Origin of the sequence: Petrocella sp. FN5, assembly GCF_029210395.1 — a bacterium.
GTDB lineage: Bacteria > Bacillota > Clostridia > Lachnospirales > Vallitaleaceae > Petrocella.
In genome coordinates, this window is the sequence record NZ_JARGDP010000023.1 from 1 (window position 1) to 25,606 (window position 25,606).

General features: G+C 37.9%; 26 protein-coding genes, 7 tRNA genes and 1 pseudogene. 2 read left to right on the plus strand and 32 right to left on the minus strand.

What is annotated here, in order from left to right; all coding sequences use genetic code 11:
- Nucleotides 1–140: 140 nt before the first annotated feature.
- Entirely contained in the window at nucleotides 141–689 is a 549-nt protein-coding gene (locus P0N36_RS07560) for a DJ-1 family glyoxalase III (protein ID WP_275842243.1), read from the minus strand.
- Between the two features lie 124 nt (nucleotides 690–813).
- Here P0N36_RS07560 and P0N36_RS07565 point away from each other — a divergent pair, with 124 nt between their 5' ends.
- Nucleotides 814–1,296, plus strand: a complete 483-nt coding sequence (locus P0N36_RS07565; RefSeq protein WP_275842244.1) for a CYTH domain-containing protein — start codon at nucleotides 814–816, stop codon at nucleotides 1,294–1,296.
- A 15-nt stretch (nucleotides 1,297–1,311) separates the two neighbouring features.
- Here P0N36_RS07565 and P0N36_RS07570 read toward each other — a convergent pair.
- From P0N36_RS07570 to P0N36_RS07640, 15 genes are all read right to left on the minus strand, one after another.
- Nucleotides 1,312–1,393, minus strand: a tRNA-Leu gene (locus tag P0N36_RS07570).
- Between the two features lie 44 nt (nucleotides 1,394–1,437).
- Nucleotides 1,438–1,510: transfer RNA gene (locus P0N36_RS07575), tRNA-Lys, on the minus strand.
- A 58-nt stretch (nucleotides 1,511–1,568) separates the two neighbouring features.
- Nucleotides 1,569–1,640 (minus strand) — tRNA-Gln (locus P0N36_RS07580).
- Nucleotides 1,641–1,652: 12 nt separating this feature from the next.
- Nucleotides 1,653–1,724: transfer RNA gene (locus P0N36_RS07585), tRNA-His, on the minus strand.
- A 36-nt stretch (nucleotides 1,725–1,760) separates the two neighbouring features.
- Nucleotides 1,761–1,834: transfer RNA gene (locus tag P0N36_RS07590), tRNA-Arg, on the minus strand.
- Nucleotides 1,835–1,868: 34 nt separating this feature from the next.
- Nucleotides 1,869–1,939, minus strand: a tRNA-Gly gene (locus P0N36_RS07595).
- A gap of 42 nt (nucleotides 1,940–1,981) precedes the next feature.
- Nucleotides 1,982–2,056: transfer RNA gene (locus P0N36_RS07600), tRNA-Pro, on the minus strand.
- A gap of 141 nt (nucleotides 2,057–2,197) precedes the next feature.
- Nucleotides 2,198–2,677: a metallophosphoesterase family protein gene (locus P0N36_RS07605; RefSeq protein WP_275842245.1), complete on the minus strand. Its 480-nt coding sequence runs from the start codon at nucleotides 2,675–2,677 to the stop codon at nucleotides 2,198–2,200.
- 2 nt (nucleotides 2,678–2,679) lie between these two features.
- Nucleotides 2,680–3,282 carry an XTP/dITP diphosphatase gene (locus P0N36_RS07610; RefSeq protein WP_275842246.1) on the minus strand — a complete coding sequence of 201 codons (603 nt, stop codon included), beginning with the start codon at nucleotides 3,280–3,282 and terminating at the stop codon, nucleotides 2,680–2,682.
- Nucleotides 3,283–3,376: 94 nt separating this feature from the next.
- Nucleotides 3,377–3,634 carry an HPr family phosphocarrier protein gene (locus P0N36_RS07615; protein ID WP_275842247.1) on the minus strand — a complete coding sequence of 86 codons (258 nt, stop codon included), beginning with the start codon at nucleotides 3,632–3,634 and terminating at the stop codon, nucleotides 3,377–3,379.
- Nucleotides 3,627–4,583 carry a DNA-binding protein WhiA gene (whiA, locus tag P0N36_RS07620; protein ID WP_275842248.1) on the minus strand — a complete coding sequence of 319 codons (957 nt, stop codon included), beginning with the start codon at nucleotides 4,581–4,583 and terminating at the stop codon, nucleotides 3,627–3,629. The genes P0N36_RS07615 and whiA overlap by 8 nt, the downstream gene beginning before the upstream one ends.
- Before the next feature lie 27 nt (nucleotides 4,584–4,610).
- The gene (locus P0N36_RS07625) at nucleotides 4,611–5,555 is read right to left on the minus strand and encodes a gluconeogenesis factor YvcK family protein (RefSeq protein WP_275842249.1); all 945 of its coding nucleotides are present in this window, start codon (nucleotides 5,553–5,555) and stop codon (nucleotides 4,611–4,613) included.
- Nucleotides 5,556–5,565: 10 nt separating this feature from the next.
- Nucleotides 5,566–6,438, minus strand: coding sequence for an RNase adapter RapZ (gene rapZ, locus P0N36_RS07630; RefSeq protein WP_275842250.1), 873 nt, complete (start codon nucleotides 6,436–6,438; stop codon nucleotides 5,566–5,568).
- A gap of 24 nt (nucleotides 6,439–6,462) precedes the next feature.
- Nucleotides 6,463–7,374, minus strand: a complete 912-nt coding sequence (gene murB, locus P0N36_RS07635) for a UDP-N-acetylmuramate dehydrogenase (RefSeq protein ID WP_275842251.1) — start codon at nucleotides 7,372–7,374, stop codon at nucleotides 6,463–6,465.
- A 156-nt stretch (nucleotides 7,375–7,530) separates the two neighbouring features.
- Nucleotides 7,531–8,289, minus strand: coding sequence for a peptidylprolyl isomerase (locus P0N36_RS07640; RefSeq protein ID WP_275842252.1), 759 nt, complete (start codon nucleotides 8,287–8,289; stop codon nucleotides 7,531–7,533).
- A gap of 200 nt (nucleotides 8,290–8,489) precedes the next feature.
- On the opposite strand from P0N36_RS07640, the gene P0N36_RS07645 reads away from it, so the two are divergent.
- The gene (locus P0N36_RS07645) at nucleotides 8,490–9,533 is read left to right on the plus strand and encodes an aldose epimerase family protein (protein WP_275842253.1); all 1,044 of its coding nucleotides are present in this window, start codon (nucleotides 8,490–8,492) and stop codon (nucleotides 9,531–9,533) included.
- Between the two features lie 129 nt (nucleotides 9,534–9,662).
- Here P0N36_RS07645 and P0N36_RS07650 read toward each other — a convergent pair whose 3' ends face one another.
- The 16 genes and pseudogenes from P0N36_RS07650 to P0N36_RS07725 all read right to left on the minus strand — a co-directional run bounded on the left by P0N36_RS07650 (nucleotide 9,663) and on the right by P0N36_RS07725 (nucleotide 25,604).
- Complete coding sequence (locus tag P0N36_RS07650) at nucleotides 9,663–10,565, minus strand: serine/threonine protein phosphatase (protein ID WP_275842254.1); 903 nt, start codon at nucleotides 10,563–10,565, stop codon at nucleotides 9,663–9,665.
- A gap of 333 nt (nucleotides 10,566–10,898) precedes the next feature.
- Nucleotides 10,899–11,084: pseudogene (locus P0N36_RS15675) on the minus strand (PspC domain-containing protein); the annotation flags it as partial.
- Nucleotides 11,085–11,194: 110 nt separating this feature from the next.
- Entirely contained in the window at nucleotides 11,195–13,027 is a 1,833-nt protein-coding gene (glmS, locus tag P0N36_RS07660; protein ID WP_275842256.1) for a glutamine--fructose-6-phosphate transaminase (isomerizing), read from the minus strand.
- Nucleotides 13,028–13,037: 10 nt separating this feature from the next.
- Nucleotides 13,038–14,387, minus strand: a complete 1,350-nt coding sequence (gene glmM, locus P0N36_RS07665; RefSeq protein WP_275842257.1) for a phosphoglucosamine mutase — start codon at nucleotides 14,385–14,387, stop codon at nucleotides 13,038–13,040.
- A gap of 135 nt (nucleotides 14,388–14,522) precedes the next feature.
- Entirely contained in the window at nucleotides 14,523–15,764 is a 1,242-nt protein-coding gene (locus P0N36_RS07670; RefSeq protein ID WP_275842258.1) for a CdaR family protein, read from the minus strand.
- Complete coding sequence (cdaA, locus tag P0N36_RS07675) at nucleotides 15,742–16,623, minus strand: diadenylate cyclase CdaA (RefSeq protein WP_275842259.1); 882 nt, start codon at nucleotides 16,621–16,623, stop codon at nucleotides 15,742–15,744. The genes P0N36_RS07670 and cdaA overlap by 23 nt, the downstream gene beginning before the upstream one ends.
- Nucleotides 16,624–16,643: 20 nt before the next feature.
- Nucleotides 16,644–17,591 carry a hypothetical protein gene (locus P0N36_RS07680; protein WP_275842260.1) on the minus strand — a complete coding sequence of 316 codons (948 nt, stop codon included), beginning with the start codon at nucleotides 17,589–17,591 and terminating at the stop codon, nucleotides 16,644–16,646.
- Between the two features lie 20 nt (nucleotides 17,592–17,611).
- Nucleotides 17,612–17,989: a hypothetical protein gene (locus P0N36_RS07685; RefSeq protein WP_275842261.1), complete on the minus strand. Its 378-nt coding sequence runs from the start codon at nucleotides 17,987–17,989 to the stop codon at nucleotides 17,612–17,614.
- A 16-nt stretch (nucleotides 17,990–18,005) separates the two neighbouring features.
- Nucleotides 18,006–19,295: a putative glycoside hydrolase gene (locus P0N36_RS07690; RefSeq protein ID WP_275842262.1), complete on the minus strand. Its 1,290-nt coding sequence runs from the start codon at nucleotides 19,293–19,295 to the stop codon at nucleotides 18,006–18,008.
- Nucleotides 19,296–19,472: 177 nt separating this feature from the next.
- Nucleotides 19,473–20,957 (minus strand): lysine--tRNA ligase, encoded by a 1,485-nt coding sequence (gene lysS / locus P0N36_RS07695; protein WP_275842263.1) that lies wholly within the window; start codon nucleotides 20,955–20,957, stop codon nucleotides 19,473–19,475.
- A 32-nt stretch (nucleotides 20,958–20,989) separates the two neighbouring features.
- Entirely contained in the window at nucleotides 20,990–21,466 is a 477-nt protein-coding gene (gene greA / locus P0N36_RS07700) for a transcription elongation factor GreA (protein WP_275842264.1), read from the minus strand.
- Between the two features lie 187 nt (nucleotides 21,467–21,653).
- Nucleotides 21,654–22,613 (minus strand): tRNA dihydrouridine synthase DusB, encoded by a 960-nt coding sequence (dusB, locus tag P0N36_RS07705; RefSeq protein ID WP_275842265.1) that lies wholly within the window; start codon nucleotides 22,611–22,613, stop codon nucleotides 21,654–21,656.
- Nucleotide 22,614: 1 nt separating this feature from the next.
- On the minus strand, nucleotides 22,615–23,388 hold the full coding sequence (locus P0N36_RS07710) for a type III pantothenate kinase (protein ID WP_275842266.1): 774 nt from the start codon (nucleotides 23,386–23,388) through the stop codon (nucleotides 22,615–22,617).
- A gap of 178 nt (nucleotides 23,389–23,566) precedes the next feature.
- Nucleotides 23,567–24,163, minus strand: coding sequence for an ECF transporter S component (locus P0N36_RS07715; protein WP_275842267.1), 597 nt, complete (start codon nucleotides 24,161–24,163; stop codon nucleotides 23,567–23,569).
- A gap of 122 nt (nucleotides 24,164–24,285) precedes the next feature.
- Nucleotides 24,286–24,612 carry a DUF6145 family protein gene (locus tag P0N36_RS07720; protein WP_275842268.1) on the minus strand — a complete coding sequence of 109 codons (327 nt, stop codon included), beginning with the start codon at nucleotides 24,610–24,612 and terminating at the stop codon, nucleotides 24,286–24,288.
- A gap of 11 nt (nucleotides 24,613–24,623) precedes the next feature.
- A complete protein-coding gene (locus P0N36_RS07725; protein WP_275842269.1) occupies nucleotides 24,624–25,604 on the minus strand; it encodes a biotin--[acetyl-CoA-carboxylase] ligase in 981 nt (326 codons plus the stop codon).
- Between the last annotated feature and the right edge of the window lie 2 nt (nucleotides 25,605–25,606).

A 25,606-nucleotide genomic window follows, 5' to 3' on the forward strand; every position in this document is an offset into this window, starting at 1 on the left:
CTATTTTAACAGGTGAAAACCGATTTTCACCCATCTGCTTCTATGGACCAAGAGGCTCTTTCCCGTTGTTGATTAAGAAATAATCTGTGCATAATTCAAAAGAATCTGTATGACCATTAAGGCTACAGATTCTTTGTTCACTATGTTAGTATCAGTTTTTTTTGAAGTGCAACGACCTCATCCTCTTCTAAATACCACTTAAGAATCTCTAAGCCAAAAGCCATGGCCACGCCTGCACCCTTTGCTGTAATAATATTTCCATCTGTGACAACTTCATTCTCACTCACTTTGGCGCCTTTAAGATGAACTTCGTTGCCGGGATAAGCTATAGCTTCCTTACCTGTCAGTAAACCAAGATCACCGAGTATACTTGGTGCCGCACATATGGCGGCCAGTTTTTTACCTGATGAGTAAAAAGCGGGTAATAGTGCCATTAAGCTCTCATGCTTACTGAGATTTTCCGTACCCGGCATACCACCAGGCAAAATGAGTACTTCATACTCTGAATAATCCACCTCATAGAATAGGCGGTCGCATTTTACGGTTATATCATGGGCACCGGTAACATCCAGATTACCGGAAACAGATATTAAATCTAATACCATACCACCTCTTCGTAAAACATCTATGGTACTAACCGCTTCAATCTCCTCAAAACCGGTCGCTAAAAATATTGCCATTTTCGTCATAAAAATACCTCCGTGATAATCCAATAAGTCAATGTACTTTTTATTAGATTATGGTTTATAATATAAGATAATCCTAATATCGTTTTACATAACCCTAGTTTATCATAAAAGTGAGGTTTTTAGAATGGAAATAGAAAGAAAATTCATTGTGTCATCTTCACCTGGCCCACTGGCCTCTTATCCCAAAAAAGAAATTCTTCAAGGTTATATCAGTACCAGTCCTGTCATACGTATACGTAAATCCAATGAAGATTTTTTCCTAACTTGTAAGGGTAAAGGACTTCTTGCTCGGGAAGAATTCGAGATCTCCATAACCGCCTTGGAATTTGAACATCTCTCTTCTAAGTTGGATTATTATTTGATTCATAAAACCAGATACCTCGTCCCTTATGGTGAATACACCATTGAGCTGGATGTCTTCAAGGACCGACTTGATGGTCTCCTAATGGCTGAGGTAGAATTCCCATCCCTTGAGGCTGCACATGATTTTGATGTGCCGGACTGGTTTGAAGCGGAAGTTACTGAGGATTGTCGTTATCAAAATAATACCCTTTGTCGGTTAAATGGGTTTGATGAGTTAAACACAAAAAAAGAATCTACTAGGTAGATTCTTCTTTTGTAATGCGGATGAAGGGAGTCGAACCCCCACGCCGTAAAGCGCTAGATCCTAAGTCTAGTGCGTCTGCCAATTCCGCCACATCCGCTTGTGTTATTGCAAGCAGCAACAAGTTACTGCAAGCATTAACGATGAGTCACCCGGGGTTCGAACCCGAGACAACTGGATTAAAAGTCCAGTGCTCTACCAGCTGAGCTAGTGACCCATAGTACTGTGTTCCTTATTTCTGCCATATGACCGCTGTTACATTGACCTTATGGAAACTGGGTAGGAAGGATTCGAACCTTCGCATACAGGAGTCAAAGTCCAGTGCCTTACCGCTTGGCGACTACCCAATATTTTTTAAGGGTGGATAATGGGACTCGAACCCACAACAACCAGAACCACAATCTGGCGCTCTACCATTGAACTATACCCACCATATGATCATCTTAAGATATCTTAAGAATCATTAACGTGCCAGCAGGGATTCGAACCCCGGACACCCGCCTTAGAAGGGCGATGCTCTATCCAGCTGAGCTACTGGCACAAGTTATATCTTTGGTGTGCTCATTTCATGATGAAGCGGGTAGGGGGAATCGAACCCCCGTAACCAGCTTGGAAGGCTGGAGTTTTACCATTAAACTACACCCGCAAAATGATGGCCATCATCTTACACTATGGTGTCGCATAAAAATCGGGGTGACAGGATTCGAACCTGCGGCCTCTTGAACCCAAATCAAGCGCTCTAGCCAAGCTGAGCCACACCCCGTTTTTCAAAGGCTTTTATTTCAAACGTGCAAGATGTATTATACAGAGTAAACAAAACTTTGTCAACACTTTTGAAGGGTTTTTTTTTTAATTCCTTTTCTTTTTCTAAACCCCTTTAAAATCAAGGTTTTTAAGACGTTTTTCAAGAAATTCTAGGGATATTAGTATGGATCTTTCCATCCTCATTAATGGTTAAAACGCCAAAACTGGCCACACCGTCTCTTGGTGAACTGATGCTGCCCGGATTAAAAATTAAACATTTACCTTCATATTCTTCATGGGCCATATGGGTATGTCCATATAAAATTATATCATAATTTTCCTTCTTTGCTAACGCTTTTAGCATATTCGTACCATGTTTGACATAATGATGATGCCCATGGGTAAGTAAAATCTTTTTCCCTTGTATAAACACAACTTTCTCAGTAGGCACATTGATTTCTCCCCAATCACAGTTACCGGCCACATAGTCAATGGGTATGTTAAAAAGACGCTCTATGTCCCGAGCATCTCTTACTAAGTCTCCCAAATGGAAGATTCTGTCAAAACGATGATCACCTTCCATGAGGTCTAATACATGCTTAATTCTTTTATGGGTGTCACTGATGACTAAAATCCTCATCTCTATACCTCGAAATAAGCCTTAAGCGTATCTTTCATACGTCTTAAAGCTTGCCCCCTATGGCTGATAGCATTTTTTTTATCTGCTGTCATTTCGGCTGTTGTGCATCCTTCTTCAGGTACATAGAAAATAGGGTCATATCCAAATCCGCCTACACCCTTAGCTTCATTGGCGATATAACCTTCGATGGTGCCTCTTACATGTCTTACCTCGCCGTTTGGAAAAGCAGCTGCTATTACACATACAAAGCGTGCTGAACGCTCTTTTTCTTTAGCATTTTTTAATCTATCCAAGATCATCTGATTCTTAACATCATAGGTGGTTGTTTCACCACCAAAACGTGCGGAGTAAATGCCCGGTTCACCATGCATATAATCCACTTCAAGCCCTGAATCATCCGCCAAAACAATATCACCGGTTTTTGCAGCTATTTCTTTCGCTTTTTTTATAGCATTTTCTTCAAAGGTATGCCCATCCTCTATCACATCAATATCAATACCGGCATCTTCCATAGAAACTATCTTGTATGGTAAATCTGACAATATCTCTTTAATCTCTATCATCTTATGCTGGTTTTTTGTCGCAAAAATAATCTGTTTTTCCATGATGCTCTCCTTAATTTCAATCCATTTAAATGGAAATAAAAAACCCCTCACCTTATGTATAGCTACAATTGGGTGACGGGGTTATGTCTCTTGTTTACTCAACTGTGGTAAGGTAGTTTTCCAATTTTTCAATGGATTCTTCCTCGTCCGGTCCTTCTGCTGTTAGAAGAATGCTTTCACCCTCAAGAATGCCAAGCGACATCATACCCATAATACTTTTGGCATTCACTTTTTTGTTTTGCATGGAAACGTAAATGCTGCTTTGAAATTGGCTAGCCACTTGAACAAATAAAGCAACTGGTCTTGCCTCAAGTCCTGATGCTATTTTAACCATTACTTTTTTCTCAGTCATGAAATTCCTCCCTTGTGCTCTTTAATTTTTCAGCAATTTGACTTATTTTTCTTAATCGGTGATTCACACCTGATTTGCCTACTACCGGATCTAGCAGTTGACCTAGTTCTATAAGACTGGCATCTGAATGCTCAATCCTTAACCTTGCTATGGATTTTAAGTTTTCCGGCAATGTTCCAAGGCCAATTGTTTGATCAATATAATCTATATCCTGCAACTGTTTAACAGCGGCAGATACAGTCTTATTAATATTTGCAGTTTCACAATTAACAATGCGGTTTACATTGTTGCGCATTTCTTTTAGAATTCTAAGGTTTTCTAACTCCATCAATGCAACATGCGCTTCCATGATGTTCAGTAAATCCACAATCTGATTGCCTTCTTTTAAGTATAACACATAATACTTCTTTCTTAAGACAATCTTTGCGTCCATTTCAAAAGTGTTTACCAAACGCATGAGCTCTATCGTATGCTTTTCTTCTTGACTTACAAACTCAAGGTGATAGGTCTTTTCCGGATCACTAATGGAACCACTCGCTAAAAAAGCGCCTCTAATATAAGCACGTTTGCAACATGTCGTTTGCACGATTAATGGACTGATGTGTCGATCCACCTTACCCTCAACAAGCAACTTTGTAACTTTCAAAATGGTTATAGCCTCTTCACTGTCCATAACATAAATATGATAGATTCTATGCTTCTTCAGATAAATATTTTTCTTGATGGATATCTCAACTTTTATATTAAATGTTTTCTTTAATAAAGTAAAGCATTTTCTTGCTACTGCCGCATTTTCCGTCTGTATTTTTAGGCTTATGACTTCACCTTTTTCATTCTCTTTTATTTTTCCGCATACATTGATGATGGCTGCAACTTCTGCAATCCTACAATGTCTGGCCTCACCGATATGTCTGGCCAGTTCGTCCTTCACCTTTGATGAAAATGACATACCTTCACCTCATTTTTTTCTAATAGGCTAATCAATAGACATGATGATTTTTGCCAATAGTTCTGAGTCATGTCGGACATAGCCCGTTTTTTCGTTGAGTGCGATCATTGGTACAGCTAAAACCCGATCATCGTTGATTAGAGGTAAGACCAACTCTGCCCCATCTTGATTATAATGTTCGATAATCATAGCTTCTGGCCAACCGTCATTGGCTATGATTTTATCAATCGATCCAACACCAATATACTGCTCGATGACATTAACATGCTCAAGCAATGTAAAACCTTCCGTCTCACCGGGTTGGGTCATAATATTGCCTACGTAGACAATCTTGCCTTTCGCATTCTTCAACGCTTCACAAACCCCTTCCACCAATAGGTTAGGGATAATAGATGTATAAAGACTTCCCGGCCCGAGTATGATACTATCTGCTGTCTCAATCTTTTCCAAAACATTCTTGTACACCTTAGGGTTACTTGGCATAAGCTTCATCTTTTTGATATACTTCTTATGACTCTTATTAGCTGTTACAATCTCGCATTCGCCGATAATCTCGCTACCATCGTCATAAATAGCTTTAAGCTGGACATCTTCTGTTGTCACAGGCAATACTTGTCCTCTAACTCGAAGTACTTCATGGGCTTTTTCAATGGCCGCTCCAAAGTTACCATAAAGATCTGTAAGACCTACAATCAATAGGTTTCCCAAGTTATACCCCTTAAGAGAACCTTCTGAAAATCGATGGGCAAACAAAGCCTCTAGCATTGGTTCTGCTTCTGCAAGTGCCAATAAACAGTTTCTTATATCCCCTGGTGGCAATATTTTCATTTCTTTTCTTAGATTCCCTGAGTGACCACCATTGTCAGATACTGTAACAATGGCTGTCAACTCTTCTGTATGAATCTTTAAGCCTCTAAGCATGGTGGATAATCCTGTGCCACCACCGATGCAGACAATTTTTTTATTTTTCATGGTTTACCTGCTACTTCCCTCTAAGGGCATCCTTCTCAATATCTCTATGGTGACAGTGTACGCTGTAGTTATAACTCTCTAATTTCCTAGCTAAGGCGTCGGTTAATGTAACAGATCTGTGTTTGCCTCCGGTACATCCAATGCTGATGACCAATTGATTTTTTCCTTCTTTAATATAATTAGGTATGAGAAAAGCCAACATATCATCCAGTTTTTCTATAAAAATAGTCGAAACATCCCATTCCATTACATAATCCTGAACCACTTTATCTTTCCCTGTAAAGCCTCTGAGTTCAGATTTATAATAGGGGTTGGGTATGAAACGAACGTCAAAAACCAGATCCGAATCCGATGGAATACCATACTTAAACCCAAATGAAAGAACTGTGATGATTAGATTCTTATAGCTCTTCTCATCATTAAGGGCTTTATGAAGCTCTAGCCTAAGTTCTCTCGTTAGGAGGTTGGTCGTGTCAATAATAATCTTTGCCTGACTTTTTACCGGTTCAAGAAGGGTTCTTTCTTCTAAAATGGCGTCTTCAATTCGTCCGTCTTCCACTAATGGATGCTTTCTTCTGGTTTCTTTAAATCTTTTAATCAATATGTCGTTGCTAGACTCCAGAAAAATGATATCCATGGTTATTCCTTGGCTGTTTAACTGAGCCAGTTCACTAAAGAGAATCTCAAAATGCATGCCACTTCGAACGTCCACACCCAGCGCTATCTTTTTTAGTCCTGAATCCGGACTAAAACAAACATCTGCAAATTTACCAATTAAGGCAGGTGGCAGATTGTCGACACAAAAATACCCTGCGTCTTCTAAAAATTTTAAAGTGGTACTTTTTCCGGCGCCTGACATACCTGTCACTATTACAAACTCCATCTTAATGCCTCCCTTCATTTATGACTAAAATTCACCTATGATTCTTACTTCCGTTTCTAGGTCTACATCAAACTTAGTTTTGACTTCATATTGGATATAATCAATAAGTTCAAGCACTTCCTTACAAGTCGCTTGGCCTTCATTAACAACAAAACCACAGTGTTTTATCGAAACCCTCGCATCACCTATACGATAGCCTGATAAGCCTGCATCCATAATCAACTTCCCTGCATAATGGCCTTCCGGCCGTTTGAATGTACTGCCTGCACTTGGTAATTCAATGGGCTGCTTATCTTTTCTTCTTTGTCCCAGATCCTGCATAAGCATCTTGATTGTTTTTTTGTCCCCTTGCTCAAGTACTAAAGTTGCAGACAATACGATATCTTCATGAATCTGAAGGCTGCTATGTCGATAACCCAGTTCCAGTGCTTCTTTCGTCAGTATTCTGACTTCACCCTTTCTTGTTAATGTTTCTGCTTCTATAATAACATCTTTGATTTCCCCGCCATAGGCGCCTGCATTCATATATACGGCACCACCAAGGGTTCCTGGAATACCGGATGCAAACTCAAAGCCTCTAAGTCCGGCTTTATAAATATGCTTAGAAAGACTTGATAGCAGAATGCCTCCTTGAGCATAGACACGATTGCCGTCTATTCTGTATTCACTCATATTCTTGCAAATCTGTATAATCACCCCACGGTAGCCTCGGTCACTCACTAAGAGATTGCTTCCGTTACCCATTATATAATATGGTATATCTAGTTCTATACATAATCCGATGATATCCTCAATATGTTTTATAGTTTTTGGCACAAAAAACAAATCTGCCGGACCACCAATCTTAAAAGATGTATGAAGACACATAGGCTCATTATAGAAAAAACCTGCACCTTCAAACTTTTTTTTATCCATACGTTCCTGCAACTTAATCATCAAACACCTCAATCGTTTCTATGTTACTGCTTTAGTCAAAATTAATTATATCATGACCCTTCAAGTTAAGAAAGAAGAACAAACCACCTTTCCAATAGCTTCTGCTAAAGAAAAGGCGGTTTAAAGGTTCGTCTATAAAACTTTCACACTTTTTGCTTATTTTAAGCCATCCTCGTTGATTTCTACCGGATAGATTTCTTTTAAGGCTTCAATCTCAGATCTGTATATTTCAGTTTGTTTTCTACCAATAAGTTCTTGTCTCACTTGATTTTCAACTTCTTCAAAGGCTTTAACAGAGGCTTCCGTTCGCTCTTCAACCAATAGCAAATGGTAACCGAACTGTGTTTTAACCGGATCTCCAACAAGACCAATTTTTTGTGTAAAGGCTGCTTCTTCAAATTCAGGAACCATACGTCCTCTTTCAAAAGTACCAAGGTCGCCTCCACGTTCTTTTGATGGACAAGTCGAGTATTTTTTTGCCGCTTCTTCAAAATCCATACCACTGTCAATTTCGTTCTTAACTTCCATAATGTCAGCTTCGTCTGTCATCAGAATATGCTTGGCTTTGGCTTTAGGCCCTTCTGCAAAATTATTCTTATGTGCTTCATAATATGCTTCAACCTCAGATGGCTCTATTGTGATCGCATCCAAGCTTTTTTGTACTGCGTATCTTTGAAGCATCGCACGTTTGGTCTCTTCCATAATCTCAAGAAATTTATCCTCTTGATCAAAGCTCTTTTCAACCGCTCTTTTATAGAATAATTCTCCTGCTACCATTTCATCCAACAATACTTTTCGGCCTTCAAAGCTAGAAAAATTCTGAGCATCCTGTTGTGGCAGATTTCTCATGATTGCAATCATATCGTCTTTTGTCAATTCTTTGTCGCCGACTTTAGCTAATACTATTTTTTCCATTCTATAATCTCCAATTCTATTGTCTTAGTAGTGACATCTAATGGTCAAAGCCTCCATACTTATATTTGACAGCTTAACCACTCATTACTTATCATACAGGATTAAGCTTCTTATTTCAAGGACTAATCTCTATGATTGAGCTATAAGAATCCTTGATGTATAATAGTCTAAGACTCAAATTCAACTAAGGAGGAATTACAATGCAATGTCAATCTAGCCCCTTCGGCCTCACAAAAGACGGCCAAAAAACCACCCTATATACCCTATCCAATGAAAAAGGTCATAATGTCAAAATTCTAAACTATGGAGGCATCATCAAGGAAATCAATGTACCGGATGCTAGCGGTCAGATTAACAATGTGGTATTGGGATTTGATTCAATAGAAGCTTATGAAGATTATTCACCCCATTTTGGTTGTATCACAGGTAGAGTTGCAGGGCGCATCAGTCAAGCGTCTTTTAATCTCAATGATACCAACTATACACTGGAAAAAAACAACGGCACGCATTGTCTTCATGGTGGTAATCTTGGACTGGATAAACAAATATGGTCTGTCACCGAAATCGTATCAGCTACACAAGTCGAGTTAGTATTAAGCCACCTTAGTTATGATATGGCTCAGGGTTTTCCTGGAAACTTGGATGTGGTGGTGACTTATATTTTTGATGAAGAAAGCAATCTAACTATAAAATATAAGGCAACAACCGATAAAGATACCATCCTAACCTTAACCAATCACAGCTACTTCAATCTATCCGGCAATCCCTCCACCACTATATTAGACCATCTACTTGTCCTGCCGTCAAAAAAATATGTAGCTGTTAATTCTGAAATCATACCCATCGGTGTCTTACCCACAGACTCTGGCCCTTTTGACTTCACACAGGCAACAGCAATTGGTTTAAACATCTCCGAGAATGATATTCAACTAAAAAACGCCGGCGGTTATGACCATGCCTTTATCCTGGATCCGGATGCCCATCAGTCTATTGTCTTAAAAGATCCAAAGACCGGACGTATACTTGAGATAAACACCACGGAAGCTTGTGTTGTCTGCTACACCGGTAACTTCCTGACTTCTGACCTGCCAATACAAGGCAGCCAATCCACTCTTAAATATGGTGCCGTATGCCTTGAGACCCAATACTACCCTGACGCGATCAACCAAGATTTCTTCCCCACCAAAATCCTAAGAGCCAATGAAATCTATCGTCAAAAAACCATCTATAGTTTCAAAGCCTAAGTAATATCTGATATTAAAAGCAGCAAGCATCATTTTCCGGTATTTCCTTCTAACAATCCGGTTCATGATAACTTGCTGTTTTTTTATGATATCATTAATCTTGAAGGGTTTTCATGGTACCTCTTTAATTTATAATCTAATATCATCAAAACTCAATGGACCCTTCATAATCTTTTTACGTATAGCCAAACGACCTTGATCATCCGGCAAGATACTCCAGTGAATTAAGTAGAATTTTCGTCCTATCAACTCTATACCGGTAATGCCTCTTGGATGAACACAGCACCCTGAATTCAAGTATGTAGCTTCTGACCGATCCGGCAACTTGGGACGATGGGTGTGACCACAAAGAATGCCGATATGATTATGCCTAATCCATTTAGAAAAAGACTTTTCTATTTTATGTCTTTTTACTCTATTTTTAGAAGGACTTGATGGGTTTCTAAGACCAACCATGTGCATATAACGCCAAAAAATTCTCATCAAGAACAAAGAAATAACCCAACCTTGATCGTTCATAAAATCACCTTGATGACCATGAACCACTAAAACTTCCTTATCTGAATGCTGATCTTTAAGCAGCAGGCTTTCTTTAATCTTTATACCTGGAAATAAGGGTGTCTTAACATCTAAATATTCGTCATAAAAATGAGTCAGCTCATGCTTAGACCTATGTTCATTTCTAAATGCCATATTATGGTTACCAAAAAGATAATACAGGCGTTTTTCGTCATAGTACTTTTTCAACAAACAAAAAACGTCACTATGGGCCCTTCTAATATGAGAGAATTTGCTATACTCCCACAACTCATCTCCATCGCCAACCTCAATATAAGTATATTCATTCTTAAAGTAATACTCAAGGGCATGGTAATAGACATTTTGATTATGGGCAAATTCATCTGACATACTGTTATCACCACGGTGTACGTCACTGAAAAATATAATTCTAGTATCATCATCCACTTCAATCGTATCTTGGTTGCGAATGGCCTTAAAATAACATTCTGTTAACCTTTTATGTCCAAACAAGTCATCACCTTCCTTACATTCCTATTATAGCATATAAGCATTCTTAAGTAATAGAAAAAAAGTGAAAAGGCCTTATACCTAATTGATATAAAACCTTCGACTCGTTCATCTTTAATTTTTCTTTTTAATAATAAAAACGCCAATGGTGATAATAGCAATTGCAATAATCATACCAGAATCAAACCAGACAAACAACTTACTCATTAAAATCAGAGCACCAATACCAATCAATAGGATGCCAAGGACCCTTCTAGTATCCTTACTATCAAGATCAATGGTTGTATGCATATCCACCTCTACATCTTCACCATCATCCACCTCAACATAATCCAGGGGTCGCTCAGGTATGATGATCGCACCAATAATATAACCAAAAAAAGTAATCCCAAAACTTGGAAAAGCGAGCAAAACAACAATCAAACGTACAATGGTCACATCAATCTTAAAATATTCGGCAATACCTCCACAGACACCTGCCAAAACCTTGTCTTTATTCGAACGGTATAATCTCTTATTCATAGCGCACCTCAACTTTCATTTCATCACTTAAACATCTAGTGAATTCATTATAGTACGCCAAGTCTAAAATCTCATGGTAAAAACATTAAAAGTCGATTAAAAAGAAATAACTACTCCACCGTAACACTCTTCGCCAAGTTCCTTGGTTTGTCAATATCATGACCCAAATCTCTTGCAATATAATAGGCAAATAATTGCTGAGGTATGTTTTCAAGCAATGGTACTAAAGACCAGTGGGTTCTAGGTATATAGATGACATCTTCTGCCACTTGCTCAATCTCAAGGTTACCTTCCATTGCAATAGCCATGATACTAGCACCTCTTGCTTTGACTTCCTTGATGTTACTAACCGTCTTGTCAAAGAGACTTTCTTGACCAACCAACCCCATAAGTAAGGATCCTTTTTCAATTAGGGCTATTGGACCATGCTTAAGCTCGCCTGCAGGATAGGGTTCTGCGTGTAAGTAAGCAATTTCCTTAATCTTAAGAGCACCCTCCATGGCAACCGCATAATCCAATCCTCTACCAATATAAAATACATTCTTCATATTCAAATGTTTCTTAGCCATATCTTCAATTAAAACGGCATTTTCTAAAATGTGTTCAACTTGAGATGGCAATTGATACAATGCCGTTCTAAGTTCTCTAAAGTCCTCTAATTTTAATTTACCAAGAGCTAAAGATATCTTCATACTAATTAAGTACATGGCACATAACTGAGCTGAATAGGCCTTAGTAGATGCCACTGCAATCTCAGGTCCCGCCCATGTATATAATACATCGTCGGCTTCTCTTGAGATGCTAGAACCTACGGCATTAACAATACCCAAAACATGAGCACCAGCTTTTTTAGCCATTCTAAGTGCAGCTAATGTATCCGCTGTTTCTCCTGATTGAGATACTACAATCATTAAGGTATTCTCGTCTAAAATTGGATCCTTATATCTAAACTCCGACGCCACTTCCGCTACAACAGGAATACGGGCATACTTTTCAATCAATTCTTTTCCTATTAAGCCAGAATAATAGGCTGTTCCACAAGCAATTACATAGATTCTTGTGACTTTCTCCAGAACCTCTTTTTCAAGATTGATGCCATCTAAATAAACATCCTCCTGATCCATAGGGAGTCTTGGTGTTAATGTGTCACGAATCACTTTTGGTTGCTCAAATATTTCTTTCAGCATAAAGTGTTCATAACCTGCTTTTTCAGCTGCTTCAATATCCCATGTCACATTAAATATCTCTCTCTTGATATGTTTTTGGTCCATATCCATGATGACGATATCTTCTTTGGTAACCACTGCTATTTCATAATCCTCAATAAAATATACTTTTCTTGTATGTCGTAAAATAGCCGGTACATCAGAAGCAATGAAGTTCTCACCATCACCAATGCCAAGAACCAATGGACTGTCTTTTCTTGTTGCAATGATCTTATCCGGCTCTGCTTCTGCCACAACTGCAAGGGCAAAAGAGCCTTCGATTCGATGAAGTGCCGCTATTACTGCTTCTAAAATATTGTCACTCTTTTTGTAGTATGAATCAATAAGTTGTACCGCAATCTCCGTATCTGTTTCAGAAATAAAACGGTAGCCTTTTTCAATAAGTTCCTCCTTAAGAGAAATATAGTTTTCAATAATGCCGTTATGAACCAACGCAATAGTACCACTTTCATTCATGTGAGGATGGGCGTTATGATCTGAAGGCTCACCATGGGTTGCCCATCTTGTATGGCCAATCCCGACAACACCTTCTAAATCTTTGATTTTTAATTTATCTTCTAGATTACTAAGTCTGCCCTTTGACTTGACCATATTCAATTTGTGGTCAAAAATAGCAACCCCTGATGAATCATAACCTCTATATTCAAGGGTTCTTAACCCCTCTATTAAAATAGGGGATGCTTCCTGATTACCAATATATCCTACTATACCACACATATTATGCCTCCTATTTTAAGCGTAACTCAATTAAGTCCGCCAGTTGTCGAGCCTCTTTTTCAAGGATCATTTTATCTTTACCTTCAATCATAACTCTAACCAATGGTTCTGTCCCTGATGGGCGTATCAACACACGGCCATCGCCTTTAAACTTATCTTCAACCAATGCTATGGCCGCTTGAATTTCTTCATTTTCTTTGTATGCATATTTATTAACATTACTGACTTTTGCATTAATGAGGACCTGAGGTAACACTTCCATACATGAAGCCAACTCTGATAAAGTCTTTCCCGTTTCCTTGACAACTTCTAATAGATGAAGGGCTGTTAATAAGCCATCTCCTGTCGTATTTTCATCTAGAAATATAATATGCCCTGATTGTTCTCCACCTAGATTGTAATCATTATTAATCATTTCTTCAAGAACATAACGGTCACCAACGGCCGTTTGTTTAATAGCTAGGCCATGGTTCTTACCCATGATGAAAAAACCCAGATTACTCATGACCGTAGCAACCACTGTCGACTTTCTCAGGGTGCCTTTTTCTTTCATGTATAGGCCACATATAGCCATAATTTGGTCCCCATCAACAACATTGCCTTTTTCATCTACAGCCAAGCATCGGTCTGCATCTCCATCAAAGGCTAGCCCAACGTCTGCTTGTACCTGTTTTACATAAGACTGTAAATCATCCATATGTGTAGAACCACACTGTTTATTAATGTTTGTTCCATCAGGCTCGTTATGTATGATGATGACTTCTGCTCCCATCTGTCTTAGAGCTTCTGGGGCCGATACATAAGATGCACCGTTGGCACAATCAATAACTATACGCAATCCCTCAAGGCTTGTCTTGATTTGCCTTTTAGTAAATCTTATATAGTCATAAATACATTCATTTCGCTGGATATGGCGGCCAATGTCTACACCAAGGGGTAACTCAATATCTCTATTCCCGTTTCTAACCAAAGCTTCTATTTCCTCTTCTATGCTATCAGAAAGCTTATAGCCATCTCTATTAAAGAATTTTATACCATTATATTCTACCGGATTATGAGATGCGGATATGACAACACCTGCATCTGCGCCATATTCTCTAGTTAAATAGGAAACAGCCGGCGTCGGCATGACCCCCATAGACATAGCATCTGCGCCTACAGAACATATACCTGCAATCATAGCAGAAGAAAGCATCTCTCCTGATAATCTCGTATCCCTTCCAATGAGAATTGTCGGTTTATGTTTATTTTCCTTTGTAAGTACGTAAGCACCGGCTTGACCGAGTAAATACGCAAGTTCAACTGTCAATTCTTTGTTTGCAATACCTCTGACACCATCTGTTCCAAATAAATTCCCCATATTATAATCTCCTTCTTTTTTAAATCTTTATCATTATACCATTCACCAATTGGCATCTCAATTGATTCCTAAGATTAAAAGTTAAAATATGGCAAGTGGTATAGACCACTTGCCATATTGGTATACTCATTATATCTAATTATCTGTTGACACTTCTTCTTGATCGATAGAACTGATTTCTATTCTAACCGTCGGTGTGCCAGAGATCCATTCAAAGTTACTAGGTACTACAAACTCAACCTCTACATTATGAATACCCGGTCCAAGATCTTTTAGAAAGGCTCTTGGCTGTAATGTTTTTACCTCAAGAACAGATAATTCCTTTTCTATACCTCTAAGTCTTACATTCAGTGGTGTTGTATCCAAATACCTATAAGTTAGATCTTCATCTAATTGACGTATTGTCACTTCTTCAAGGTCAATGGTGTAATCTTGATTCACCAAAGGTTCGACCTCTATGATGAGTTCTGTTAAAGCATCCGAATTATAAACATTAATGCCTGCCGGTAAGTATTGGTTTAGATTAATACTGTATGATTCCGTCTCCTGATTAAATGTACTTAAATCAATATTAGGAACCACAAGTTCTGTGAAGTTTTCGAGTACATCCGGTTCACCACGAACGATGATTTCCTTCATTTCCAACTCCATGGTAACCAGCCTATACGCTTCGTTCAGACTACCTACCGTCTGAAATACAACTGGCACTGTCTTGATTTTTTGTATTGGTACTTTGACTTGTATCTGATTATTACTCATTTGCAAACCAAGTATTTCTTTTCCTGTGGAATCCAGTATTTGAGGTGTAACATAAACTGTAACATCATCGTAAGCGTTATCGATTCGAATCGGTACTCTAACCTCCGACACTCTGGAAAGTTGAGACTGAGGACCGGTTATCTCAATCTGATTTGGAATGATTACCGGATTGAGTCTAATATAATCACTATCAAGTTCGCCTATATACGACACTTGTACGTCTTTTAATGACTTGATAATCGGCTCTAAACTAATCTGCATATTATTTGGTTTTTTTTCCAGAATATCTATCTGATCATTAACCTCAATAATAATATCAACGGTATTGGTAATAGATACCTTACCAAGATCTGCATAAGCTTTTATGTCTGAATAAGTCAAACGATCAATGAGTGATCTCTTTCCCCCTAGGGTTACGCTGATGTTTTCGCCTTCCTTATATTCAATGGCCTGATCTTGTGCTGTAATGGCCAACTCGTTTCTCTTCTCCACAACCACGTTATTGAAGGTCTTTTTGATATATGGGTCATCATAATTGACAACCACCAACCATAATACGAAGGCTATTAATAAGGCTGCAACTTTCCACAACCAATTATTCTTGATTTTTTCGATCATTTTGACGCCTTCCTTTCCATAGCTTAAGTGGCCAAAAACCAACTTTCTTGGAGTTGTCTCCGCCAAGCTTATTCATCAAATATTCCTTATTCACATTGCGTATAATGTTACCGCCTGTAGCAAGAGAAATAAAACCTGTTTCCTCTGATACAACAACCACCATGCAATCAGCCACTTCACTGATACCGACAGCTGCTCTATGTCTCGTTCCAAGTTCCTTACTTAAACTCATATTGTCTGACAGGGGCAAATAACAAGTAGCTGCTACGATTCGATCATCTCGTACAATCATAGCACCATCATGAAGCGGCGTATTATGCTCAAATATATTAATAATTAATTGTGAAGTGACTACTGCATCTATGATAATGCCGGTTGGCTCATAGTCATATAATTTCACTTCTTTTTCAACAACAATTAAGGCACCTGTTTTTGTTTTACTCATCTCTTCAACAGCGACAACAATCTCTTCAACACTCTCGTGGTTCATATGTAAACTTCTGTCATGATCTTCTGATAAGATTAAGTCTGTGATGAAATTCCTACGTCCTAAAGATTCTAAAGCACGGCGAAGTTCCGGTTGAAATATTATTAGAAATGCAATAATACCAACATTTATGGTATTCGAAAGAATCCAAATGATGGTATTTAACTCAAAAATGATAGCAATGGTCGCAATAACCAGTATTACGAAAACGCCTTTGAACAATACCCATGCTCTTGTACCTCTGACCCATTTGATCAGTTGGTAGTTTACAAAAGCGATCATTATGATTTCAATGATATCTTTAATTTGTATGGTTGGTATTTGATTTGTAATGTTGCCAAACCAACTGAAAAAGTTGTTAAATGCGTTCACACGAGCACCTCGTTTGCTATTTATTCTATGGTTTTGATTTCTCTTTTACTTTTTGATAATTTGATTTTGGGAATGGCTTTTACATAATAGTAAAAATCTTCATCTTCAAATTGCTGACGTTCTGTTTTTTGATAATCTAAAGTGAATCTAAAAAACTGCATAATACATACAATGAAGACTGCAAAAAATGAACCAATCAATACACCTAAGATTTGAACGCCTGCATTTAAAACCAGGTTACCCATAATAAAACCAAAAATATTAACAAGCCCACCGACGCCAACGGCTATATACTGAGCAAAGTCCAACTCAAGTCGACCCACATAGTAAGTTGTTACAATTACGGCAAGAAATACTACAATCGTAAGTAACATAGCTCTATTACCCATCAATATATTCATTGTGTATTTATACATTTCTATGATTGTGGTGGGCATATCGTAAAGATCAACGGATGTCATTTGAAGGATACCGGGCAAGTGCATACCAAGGTAATAGACAACAACACCTACACCAATGGGTACAATGGCAACAGGACCAAGAAAAAGACCGGCAAACAATGGTAAAACATAGGCTAATTTCATATGAATTAAGAAAGGTAATAATATAACCAAATACGCTTGCTTTGGAAACAAGCGTATAAACATTAAGTAGATAATTACTGTTACGCCAAAAACAATAAATGTTGCTTCAATAGATATGAAAAATATTCTTGCCCATAATGTCACCATAATCAATAGAACAAACCACGTTCCGGGCACAAAGGCAACAATTGCAGCCATCGCCACTTTGATATAAAACTTATCCAAAAGGACGAATTTATTCTCCAAGTCGAATCCGGATAAGTATCTCCCAAGAAGAGATAGAACCACCAAAGCCATAATAAACTTTGCAAGTGGTACGATGATGCGTTCAAACTTTCTATAATTCTGCATGATTATTTCTTTAATCTCAAGCAACATGGTCATAACGTTTCCTCCTCCAATGCTTACATCTTTCTCAATTCTTTGAGCATTCTCTGATAATCGTCGATTCTTTCTTTACTCTCACGGTAGCGCTTTTTGTATATGATTGTTGCAACTATTCCATAAATCACCATAAAAACAGCCCAGATGGTTAGATAACGCATACCGAGTGCAACAAAATCATATTCAATGAAACGTTGCATATCCTCAAAGAATTTCATTCCAATATCTGCTAAAAAAAATAAGAATAAGGAAAATGAAACACCTAGTAATATCAAAAAAGTCTTGTAAGCTATATAATCACCTTTGAAGTATTCCATAATATTCAGGTCTTCTTTGCCTTCTTTTTTTTCAAATGTGGCCAGTTTCATCATAAGTTTGACTTTTTCTTGGTCTACCATATGTCACCTCTTTATTCTATTCATTTTGCTCTATTGGTAGTAATCCAGCCGGATTATATTTGACGCCTGCATGCCATAGAATCCATTCTTCTAAGCCAGCATCATAAGTGGCTTGGATTTGCTCCCTTATAGCTTCTGCATCATAGGTTTTGTAATTACCTCTTCCAAGGTAGCTGGCCGTAAAAGCTTGTAACCATGGTCTAACTATGGCTTTATGTTCCCCTTCCGGTATCGCAGATAGTTTATCAGCTGAATCCATCATAGATCCATAAATAATACGATATGGATATAAGTCTGAATGCTCACCTTTAGGTGTATTGTAAAAACCAAAACCATAATGGGATGGGTAGATCATTGGACATATTACATCCACAATTTTTGACATTTCAATATAATCTTGACCAATGGTAGCTGCATCTTTTGAACTTGTTATAACCGTTCCAAAAACGTCTGCTGAAACTTTAACACCATATGGCTTAAGCTCTTCCATTGCATACTCTAAAAATTCCAATATTACCTCTTCCCTAGTTTGCAGTTCATCTTTCCCTTGGAAATCAGCTTCTGCCAATGTGCTTGTCGCCTCAAATCGTATGTAGTCAAACTGAATTTCTTTAAAACCGATTTTGGCTGCTTCCTTAGATACATCCACGATGTATTTCCATGTGTCTTTATTATAAGGATCTAACCAAGGTGTATTCTTATATTTCCATAAAGATCCGTCTTTTCTTTTTATTGCATATTCAGGTTTTCTTTCTGCCACAAAAGGATCTTTAAAAGCAACAATCCTAGCAATTGGATATATATCGTGGCTATATAAACGTTCCATCAAAGCTTCTATATCTCTAATCGCTTTGATATCTGCACCTACTTCTTTAACTGATTCTAAATTCATGTCATACGTAATGTGTCCTGAATCATTTTTAACATCAATGACAAAGGCATTGATTTCTGTAGTGTCTGCCAAATGAATCAAATCATCCATCCATGTCGAAATACCTGCAGCATGGCCGCTAACATAAATACCCTTGACCGCCCTTGTTTCATGGCTTTTGGTGATATCTGTTGACATAACCGACTCATAACTGTCAAAATCATAGACAACATCTGATAGAACCGGCAGGGCTTCGTATTTTTTAAGGTTTTCACTGGATGTTAGCGGTATGTTATTATTTGTTACCTCAACTTCATCAACAGATTTGCCGCAACCTTGTAACAGAAGCATGAACAGCGTAAAAAACAGAATCATTTGGATTCTATTTTTCAGTAGTAATTTATGATTATTACCTTTTTCTCTTAGAGCATCCATAGTATTCTCCCATCTCATGACTTACGTACAACATTATAACATATTAAAAATGGCATTTCGACCATTTTTTATTAACAATAGATTAAATATGGTCTCACTATGATGATCTCAAGCATTAGCTATGTCTACTATGAATTGAGGACTTCCCTTAGTTAGAGAAATCCTCACAGATTATAACTATTTGTTTTTCATCGTTGGAAATAATAAGACATCTCTTATAGAATAAGAATCCGTAAGCAACATAATTAAACGATCAATGCCAATGCCAAGCCCACCTGTTGGCGGCATACCATATTCAAGAGCTGTTAGGAAGTCCTCATCAATTTTGTTGGCTTCCTCATCACCAGCTTCTCTAAGAGATTCCTGGTATTCAAATCGGCCTCTTTGATCAATTGGGTCATTTAATTCTGAAAATGCATTAGCAAATTCTCTTTTTGTTATAAAAAGTTCAAATCTTTCTGTATAAGCAGGATTTGACGGTTTACGTTTTGCCAAAGGTGAAATCTCTACAGGATGATCCATAATAAAAGTCGGTTGAATTAAGTTCTCTTCTACGAACGCTTCAAAGAAGGCGTTTAGTATCTCACCCTTTTTAAAATGCTTTTCGATGTGAACATTTTTTTCTTTTGCTAATTTTTTTGCCGCTTCATCGCTTGCAACTTCTTCAAAATCAATACCTGTATATTTTTTGACAGCATCTAACATGGTCAATTTCTCAAATGGTTTTTCAAGGTCAATTTCAATTCCGTCATAGACCACTTTTGCTGTGCCAAGTACTTTTTGAGTTACTGTACGAATCAGGTTTTCGGTAAGTTCCATCATACCGTAATAGTCTGTATATGCTTGATAGAGCTCTAGCAATGTAAATTCCGGATTATGTCGAACCGACAAACCTTCATTTCTAAATACACGTCCCATTTCATAAACGCGTTCAAAACCACCTACAATCAAACGCTTTAGATGTAATTCCAATGATATACGGATATGTATGTCCATATCTAAGGCATTGTGATGGGTATTGAAGGGTCTAGCCGCTGCACCTCCCGGAATGGTATGAAGCACAGGTGTTTCTACTTCAAGAAAGTTCATATCATCTAAAAAATAGCGAATTTCCTTAATAATACTTGATCGTTTGAAGAAAGTTTCTTTGACTTCCGGGTTGACAATCAAATCAATATATCTTTGACGATATCTGGTATCTGTATCCTTTAGGCCATGGAATTTTTCAGGTAAAACTTGCAAGCTTTTTGAAAGCAAAAGTACCTCACTGGCTTTAATGGATATTTCTCCTTTTTGAGTCTTAAAAACCACGCCCTCAATACCGACGATGTCCCCGATATCATAGGTTTTGAAAGCTTCATAAGCCGCATCACCGATACCATCTTTACGCACATATACTTGTACTTGACCTTCACGGTCTTGAATGTGACAAAAAGAGGCCTTGCCCATGAGGCGTTTGGTCATAATTCTTCCTGCCACACTAATTGATTGACCTTCCAAAACTTCAAAATCATCAGTAACATTTATACTATGATGGGTTACTTCATATTTGGTGATTTGAAAAGGGTCATTACCGGCCGCTTGCAAATCACTCAGTTTCCCTCTTCTGATTTTTAATAATTCATTTAAATCTTCTACTGGTGCGATTAGGTTATTTTCCATGATCGACACTCCTTTTCAACAATCAACACGCTCTATCTATGAATCTCAAGAACTTTGAACTTCAACAAACCAGCTGGTGTTTCCACCTCAGCTATTTCTCCTACTTTTAGGCCCATCAATGCTTCTCCGACCGGAGATTCATTGGATATTTTCCCATGCAAAGGATCTGCTTCTGTAGAACCGACTAAAGCATAATCTATTTCTTCATCATACTCCATGTCAAAGAGTCTAACTTTACAACCGACCCCAATAAAGCTTAAATCGACTTCATCCTCGTCTATAACTTCAACATTTTTTAGTAATTTCTCTATTTGTACAATACGTGTTTCCACTTCTGCTTGTTCTTCTTTGGCAGCATCGTACTCCGCGTTCTCTGATAAATCCCCTTGAGCTCTTGCTTCCTTAATCTTTTGCGCTATAACTTTACGTCTGTTAACTTTTAGCTCCTGTACTTCTGCTTCAAGTTCTTGTAAACCATGATAAGTCAATATTATTTTCTTTTCAGGCATTTTATGACACCCCTTCTATTTGATTATTCTAAGTTAGTAATCGGCCAAAAAAATGTTCTACATAAGCCTTAATGTACAGGTTTATCTAGATCACACGTGAATTTTATATTAAGCCATCATACAATATATCCAAAAATTATAACTTAATATATCCTAGTTGTCAATTAACATCTTGACACTTTAACCATCATTGCAACAGAATCTCATGAATCATTTTGTCAAATTCATGAATATCCACAATTTGATTCATAACTTGTCGAAGTCTTGCACCATGCTTAAGACCTTTTGTGTACCATGCCACATGTTTACGCATCTCTCTAAGGGCAATATATGAACCTTTATCTTCTACCATAGCCTCTTTGTGACGCAAAATCATTTCTACGATCATTTCAGTATCCGGGCGATTCGGTATCAGACCCGTTTTAAGATAATGATTGATTTCATAGAAAATCCAAGGATTGCCTTGAGCACCTCTTGCTACCATTACCCCATCACAACCGGTTTCTTCCAACATACGTTTCGCATCTTTTGCATTAAATACATCTCCGTTTCCAATTACCGGTATGTCTACCGCTTCTTTTACGGCTCTGATAATATCCCAATCTGCATGACCGCTATAATATTGTTCTCTTGTTCTTCCATGAACTGTAATGGCAGCCGCACCGCTTGCTTCTGCGGTTTTTGCCACTAAGACAGCGTTCACATGATTAGCGTCAAAGCCTTTCCTGATTTTTACCGTCACTGGCTTAGACAATCGTTTAACCATTGCTTCCACAATGTCGCCAATCAACTTAGGGTTCTTCATCAATGCAGATCCTTCACCATTATTAACAACTTTGGGCACCGGACAGCCTAGATTAATATCAAAAAGAGCAATTCCCGCATGGTCTATTTTTTGAGCGCTCTCTGCCATGATTCCCGGCTCTTTACCAAAAATCTGAATACCTAATGTCTCTGTACCTTCACTTGTCACCAACATATCTTTAGTTTTTTGGTTATCATAAGCGATGGCTTTAGCACTAATCATCTCTGTATAAACAAGACCTGCACCTTGTTCATAGCATAGAACTCTAAAAGGTCGATCAGAAACACCTGCTAAAGGTGCCAAAAATATATTGTTCTTCACATTAAGTTGATTTATCTTCATTTTATTTGCCTCTATTACGGTCATATATGTATTTTAGACCTTTGAAGGTCAAAATACTGTCATAAACGTCTATAACATCCGTCTCGCCTTGCATGACCCTAGCTAGACCCCCTGTAGCGACCACCTTCATGTCTGGTTGCTTTAATTCTTCTTTCATTTTTTTGACGATGTATTCCACTTGACCGATATAGCCATAAACTAAACCGGCTTGCATACTGTCAATTGTGTTCCTAGCTAATATGGAACTTGGCTTTTTGATTTCAATTTCCGGTAATTTTGCTGCCTTTTGCCATAAAGCATTGGCCGTAATCTTAATCCCCGGTGAAGTGACGGCCACTTCAAATACACCTTTTTCAGAAACAAAATCATAAGTGGTGGCCGTTCCAAAGTCAATGACAAGTAGTGGCCCACCGTATTCATAAAAGCCACCTGCAGCATCTACAATACGGTCTGCTCCCACTTCTCTTGGATCATCGGTATGGATAGATATGCCTGTCTTTATACCAGGCCCAACAATCATAGGTTCTAAGCGGATATATTTCCTTACACCATTGTTCAGTGAATACATAATATTAGGCACTACTGAGGATATAATGACGCCGTCAATATCCGTGACTTCAATCTTCTTTGAATTCAAAAGTGCAAGAAGAAAAAGACCATACTCATCTGAGGTTCTTGGCGTTTTCGTTGTCATTCTAAAAGTACCAATCCATTCAGCACCACTATGGACTCCTATTGTTATATTTGTATTACCTACATCCATGGCCAATAACATATGAAACCCTCCTTATTTATCCTTTTATTCACTGCTCTCATAATGTCAATATGTCATTTCTCTATAATCACAATCAAGAGCTTATCATATGAGTAAGCTCTTGATTTATATATGCATCTTATTATTAGCATTGCATGGTTAACGCTCAAAGCTATATTGCTAGACTTTCTTATAAGATTTATGATTTATACTGCTTAAAATATACGGAACATATCGCTGTTACGATGACAACTGAAACAATAGCTTCCATCAAACCATTGGTCCCTGCAACACCAAGGGCCCACAGGTAAGCTTTGGTCGATAACCCTGCTTCAAGAAGCATCGCTTCAATCCTACTTCCATAAATCAAACTAAGGGCAGCAAGCACCAGTACTGTATTGGTTAAGCTCCCTACAAATGCACCTATACCAATGGCTATGGGTGCTAGTTTTGACTTGAAAAGCTTTATCGCTAATGCATAAGCATAATATGCTGTTACACCAATCAGCATTCTTGGTAACACAGAAATAATGGGGTTAATAAATAACAATGAGAAAGGTGATGCTGGTCGAATTAAAGCATGAAAAAAAGATACTAATCCGAAAGCTAGTCCCATAATCAAACCTGCAACTGGTCCTAAAATGATCCCTGTAATGATTGTTGGAATATGTGTAATGGTTGCTTCAACCGTTCCCATTGGAATCGCACCTAAAGGGGTAAAATCCAGTATCATCGTGATGGCAAGCATTAAGCCCAAAATTACCAGTTTTCTCGTGTCTTTTAGTGTTTTATTCAAAAAATCGCCTCCTGTTCTCGTTCCTCTAAGGGATACAAGACATCATCCATAGATGATTCGCATTAATTGTTTCATGTCTATTATAGCAGTATAATTCTCAAATGCAATCATGAATTTTATGCTTATTCAAGAGATTCTCCTAAATAAAAGACTTTATAAAACAATTGAAGGCCTTCAAGAAGGTCTTGATGGACTACCATCATCTTCTTAATCTTCAAATGTGCGCCTATTTCATCGTATAGAATATCTTCTTCATCACATTCTGTTCTAAAATATAGCAGACCATCCTCATCATATACCAAAGACAACAAACCGCCAATCTCCATTGTAAATGATACCAACATGATTTGAATGCTCGTCTTGATATCATCCGGTATTGTATCAAACTCCTTGTTAAAATAGTACTTTCTGTCATAACTGCTTGCAGCCGCTAATACAATCTCTTCCATATTCTTAACCTCTACACATAACCGTTTATGCCCCTAATAGAAACGTCGCCGGCATATATGATTTCTGTGTCACCTTCCTTATTTCTAACCATCAAACCACCTTGACTTGTGACTTTGATGCCCGTTGCTTCTTTGGTTTTTCCATGCTCAATGATTCTAAGTTCTTGGTCCACATTAATACACATATTGTTGTATCTATCTATCATAAAACTCAAATCCATAATTTTCAAGAATTTTTCATATAATGACTCAAAATGGTTTAAAAAACCACATAGAATTTCCACCCTATTAACGTTTCTTCCAAGTTCAATCTTCAAAGAGGTAGCTATATGGTTTAAAGATGTATCAAATATTGTTTGATTCACATTAATACCAACACCTACAACTACATGATGAATGTAATCCGCTTCAGTACTCATCTCCGTTAGAACTCCACAAACTTTTTTTCCTGAAATTACAAGATCATTCGGCCACTTAATACCTACTCCCAGTCCGGTTTTATCTTCTATGGCCATAGCAACAGACAGTCCAGCGATTAAAGTCAACATAGACGCTCTCATGGGTGGTATGTCCGGCACCAAAACCAAAGATGCCCAAATACCCTCATCTTTAACAGATGCCCAATACTTACCTCGTCTGCCTTTTCCTGCCGTCTGTTCTTTGGCTATGATTAAGCCTTCTTCCATCTTTTTGTTTACCTTCATGCGTTTAGCTTCGGAATTTGTCGAATCAACAGACTCATAAACCTTAATTGTGGCAAACCTTGATCCTTGATTTAAATGAAGTCGAATGGCTGATTCAACTAAATCAGCCGTTTCCATTATAAGACGATAACCTCGATTCGGTACAGCTTCAATCTCATAACCTTCGTCTTTTAATTTGTGGATAGCTTTCCAAATAGCGGTTCGAGAAACACCCAATGTTTCACTTAACCATTCACCCGATACGTATTCTTTTGTGGTCTTCAATGTTTGTAATATTTTATCTCTCATTT

Bases quoted from the DNA above. Each gene is read 5' to 3' on its own strand.
- P0N36_RS07605 (WP_275842245.1), bottom strand. From the start codon at position 2,677: ATGAGGATTTTAGTCATCAGTGACACCCATAAAAGAATTAAGCATGTA.
- rapZ (WP_275842250.1), bottom strand. From the start codon at position 6,438: ATGGAGTTTGTAATAGTGACAGGTATGTCAGGCGCCGGAAAAAGTACC.
- P0N36_RS07615 (WP_275842247.1), bottom strand. From the start codon at position 3,634: ATGACTGAGAAAAAAGTAATGGTTAAAATAGCATCAGGACTTGAGGCA.
- P0N36_RS07725 (WP_275842269.1), bottom strand. From the start codon at position 25,604: ATGAGAGATAAAATATTACAAACATTGAAGACCACAAAAGAATACGTA.
- P0N36_RS07565 (WP_275842244.1), top strand. From the start codon at position 814: ATGGAAATAGAAAGAAAATTCATTGTGTCATCTTCACCTGGCCCACTG.
- greA (WP_275842264.1), bottom strand. From the start codon at position 21,466: ATGCCTGAAAAGAAAATAATATTGACTTATCATGGTTTACAAGAACTT.
- glmM (WP_275842257.1), bottom strand. From the start codon at position 14,387: ATGGGGAATTTATTTGGAACAGATGGTGTCAGAGGTATTGCAAACAAA.
- P0N36_RS07710 (WP_275842266.1), bottom strand. From the start codon at position 23,388: ATGTTATTGGCCATGGATGTAGGTAATACAAATATAACAATAGGAGTC.
- P0N36_RS07625 (WP_275842249.1), bottom strand. From the start codon at position 5,555: ATGAAAAATAAAAAAATTGTCTGCATCGGTGGTGGCACAGGATTATCC.
- P0N36_RS07640 (WP_275842252.1), bottom strand. From the start codon at position 8,289: ATGGAAAAAATAGTATTAGCTAAAGTCGGCGACAAAGAATTGACAAAA.
- dusB (WP_275842265.1), bottom strand. From the start codon at position 22,613: ATGAAGATAAATCAACTTAATGTGAAGAACAATATATTTTTGGCACCT.
- P0N36_RS07645 (WP_275842253.1), top strand. From the start codon at position 8,490: ATGCAATGTCAATCTAGCCCCTTCGGCCTCACAAAAGACGGCCAAAAA.
- glmS (WP_275842256.1), bottom strand. From the start codon at position 13,027: ATGTGTGGTATAGTAGGATATATTGGTAATCAGGAAGCATCCCCTATT.
- P0N36_RS07610 (WP_275842246.1), bottom strand. From the start codon at position 3,282: ATGGAAAAACAGATTATTTTTGCGACAAAAAACCAGCATAAGATGATA.
- lysS (WP_275842263.1), bottom strand. From the start codon at position 20,957: ATGGAAAATAACCTAATCGCACCAGTAGAAGATTTAAATGAATTATTA.
- P0N36_RS07685 (WP_275842261.1), bottom strand. From the start codon at position 17,989: ATGGTAGACCAAGAAAAAGTCAAACTTATGATGAAACTGGCCACATTT.
- P0N36_RS07560 (WP_275842243.1), bottom strand. From the start codon at position 689: ATGACGAAAATGGCAATATTTTTAGCGACCGGTTTTGAGGAGATTGAA.
- P0N36_RS07720 (WP_275842268.1), bottom strand. From the start codon at position 24,612: ATGGAAGAGATTGTATTAGCGGCTGCAAGCAGTTATGACAGAAAGTAC.
- P0N36_RS07690 (WP_275842262.1), bottom strand. From the start codon at position 19,295: ATGGATGCTCTAAGAGAAAAAGGTAATAATCATAAATTACTACTGAAA.
- murB (WP_275842251.1), bottom strand. From the start codon at position 7,374: ATGATTAAGTTGCAGGAACGTATGGATAAAAAAAAGTTTGAAGGTGCA.
- whiA (WP_275842248.1), bottom strand. From the start codon at position 4,583: ATGTCATTTTCATCAAAGGTGAAGGACGAACTGGCCAGACATATCGGT.
- P0N36_RS07670 (WP_275842258.1), bottom strand. From the start codon at position 15,764: ATGATCGAAAAAATCAAGAATAATTGGTTGTGGAAAGTTGCAGCCTTA.
- P0N36_RS07680 (WP_275842260.1), bottom strand. From the start codon at position 17,591: ATGACCATGTTGCTTGAGATTAAAGAAATAATCATGCAGAATTATAGA.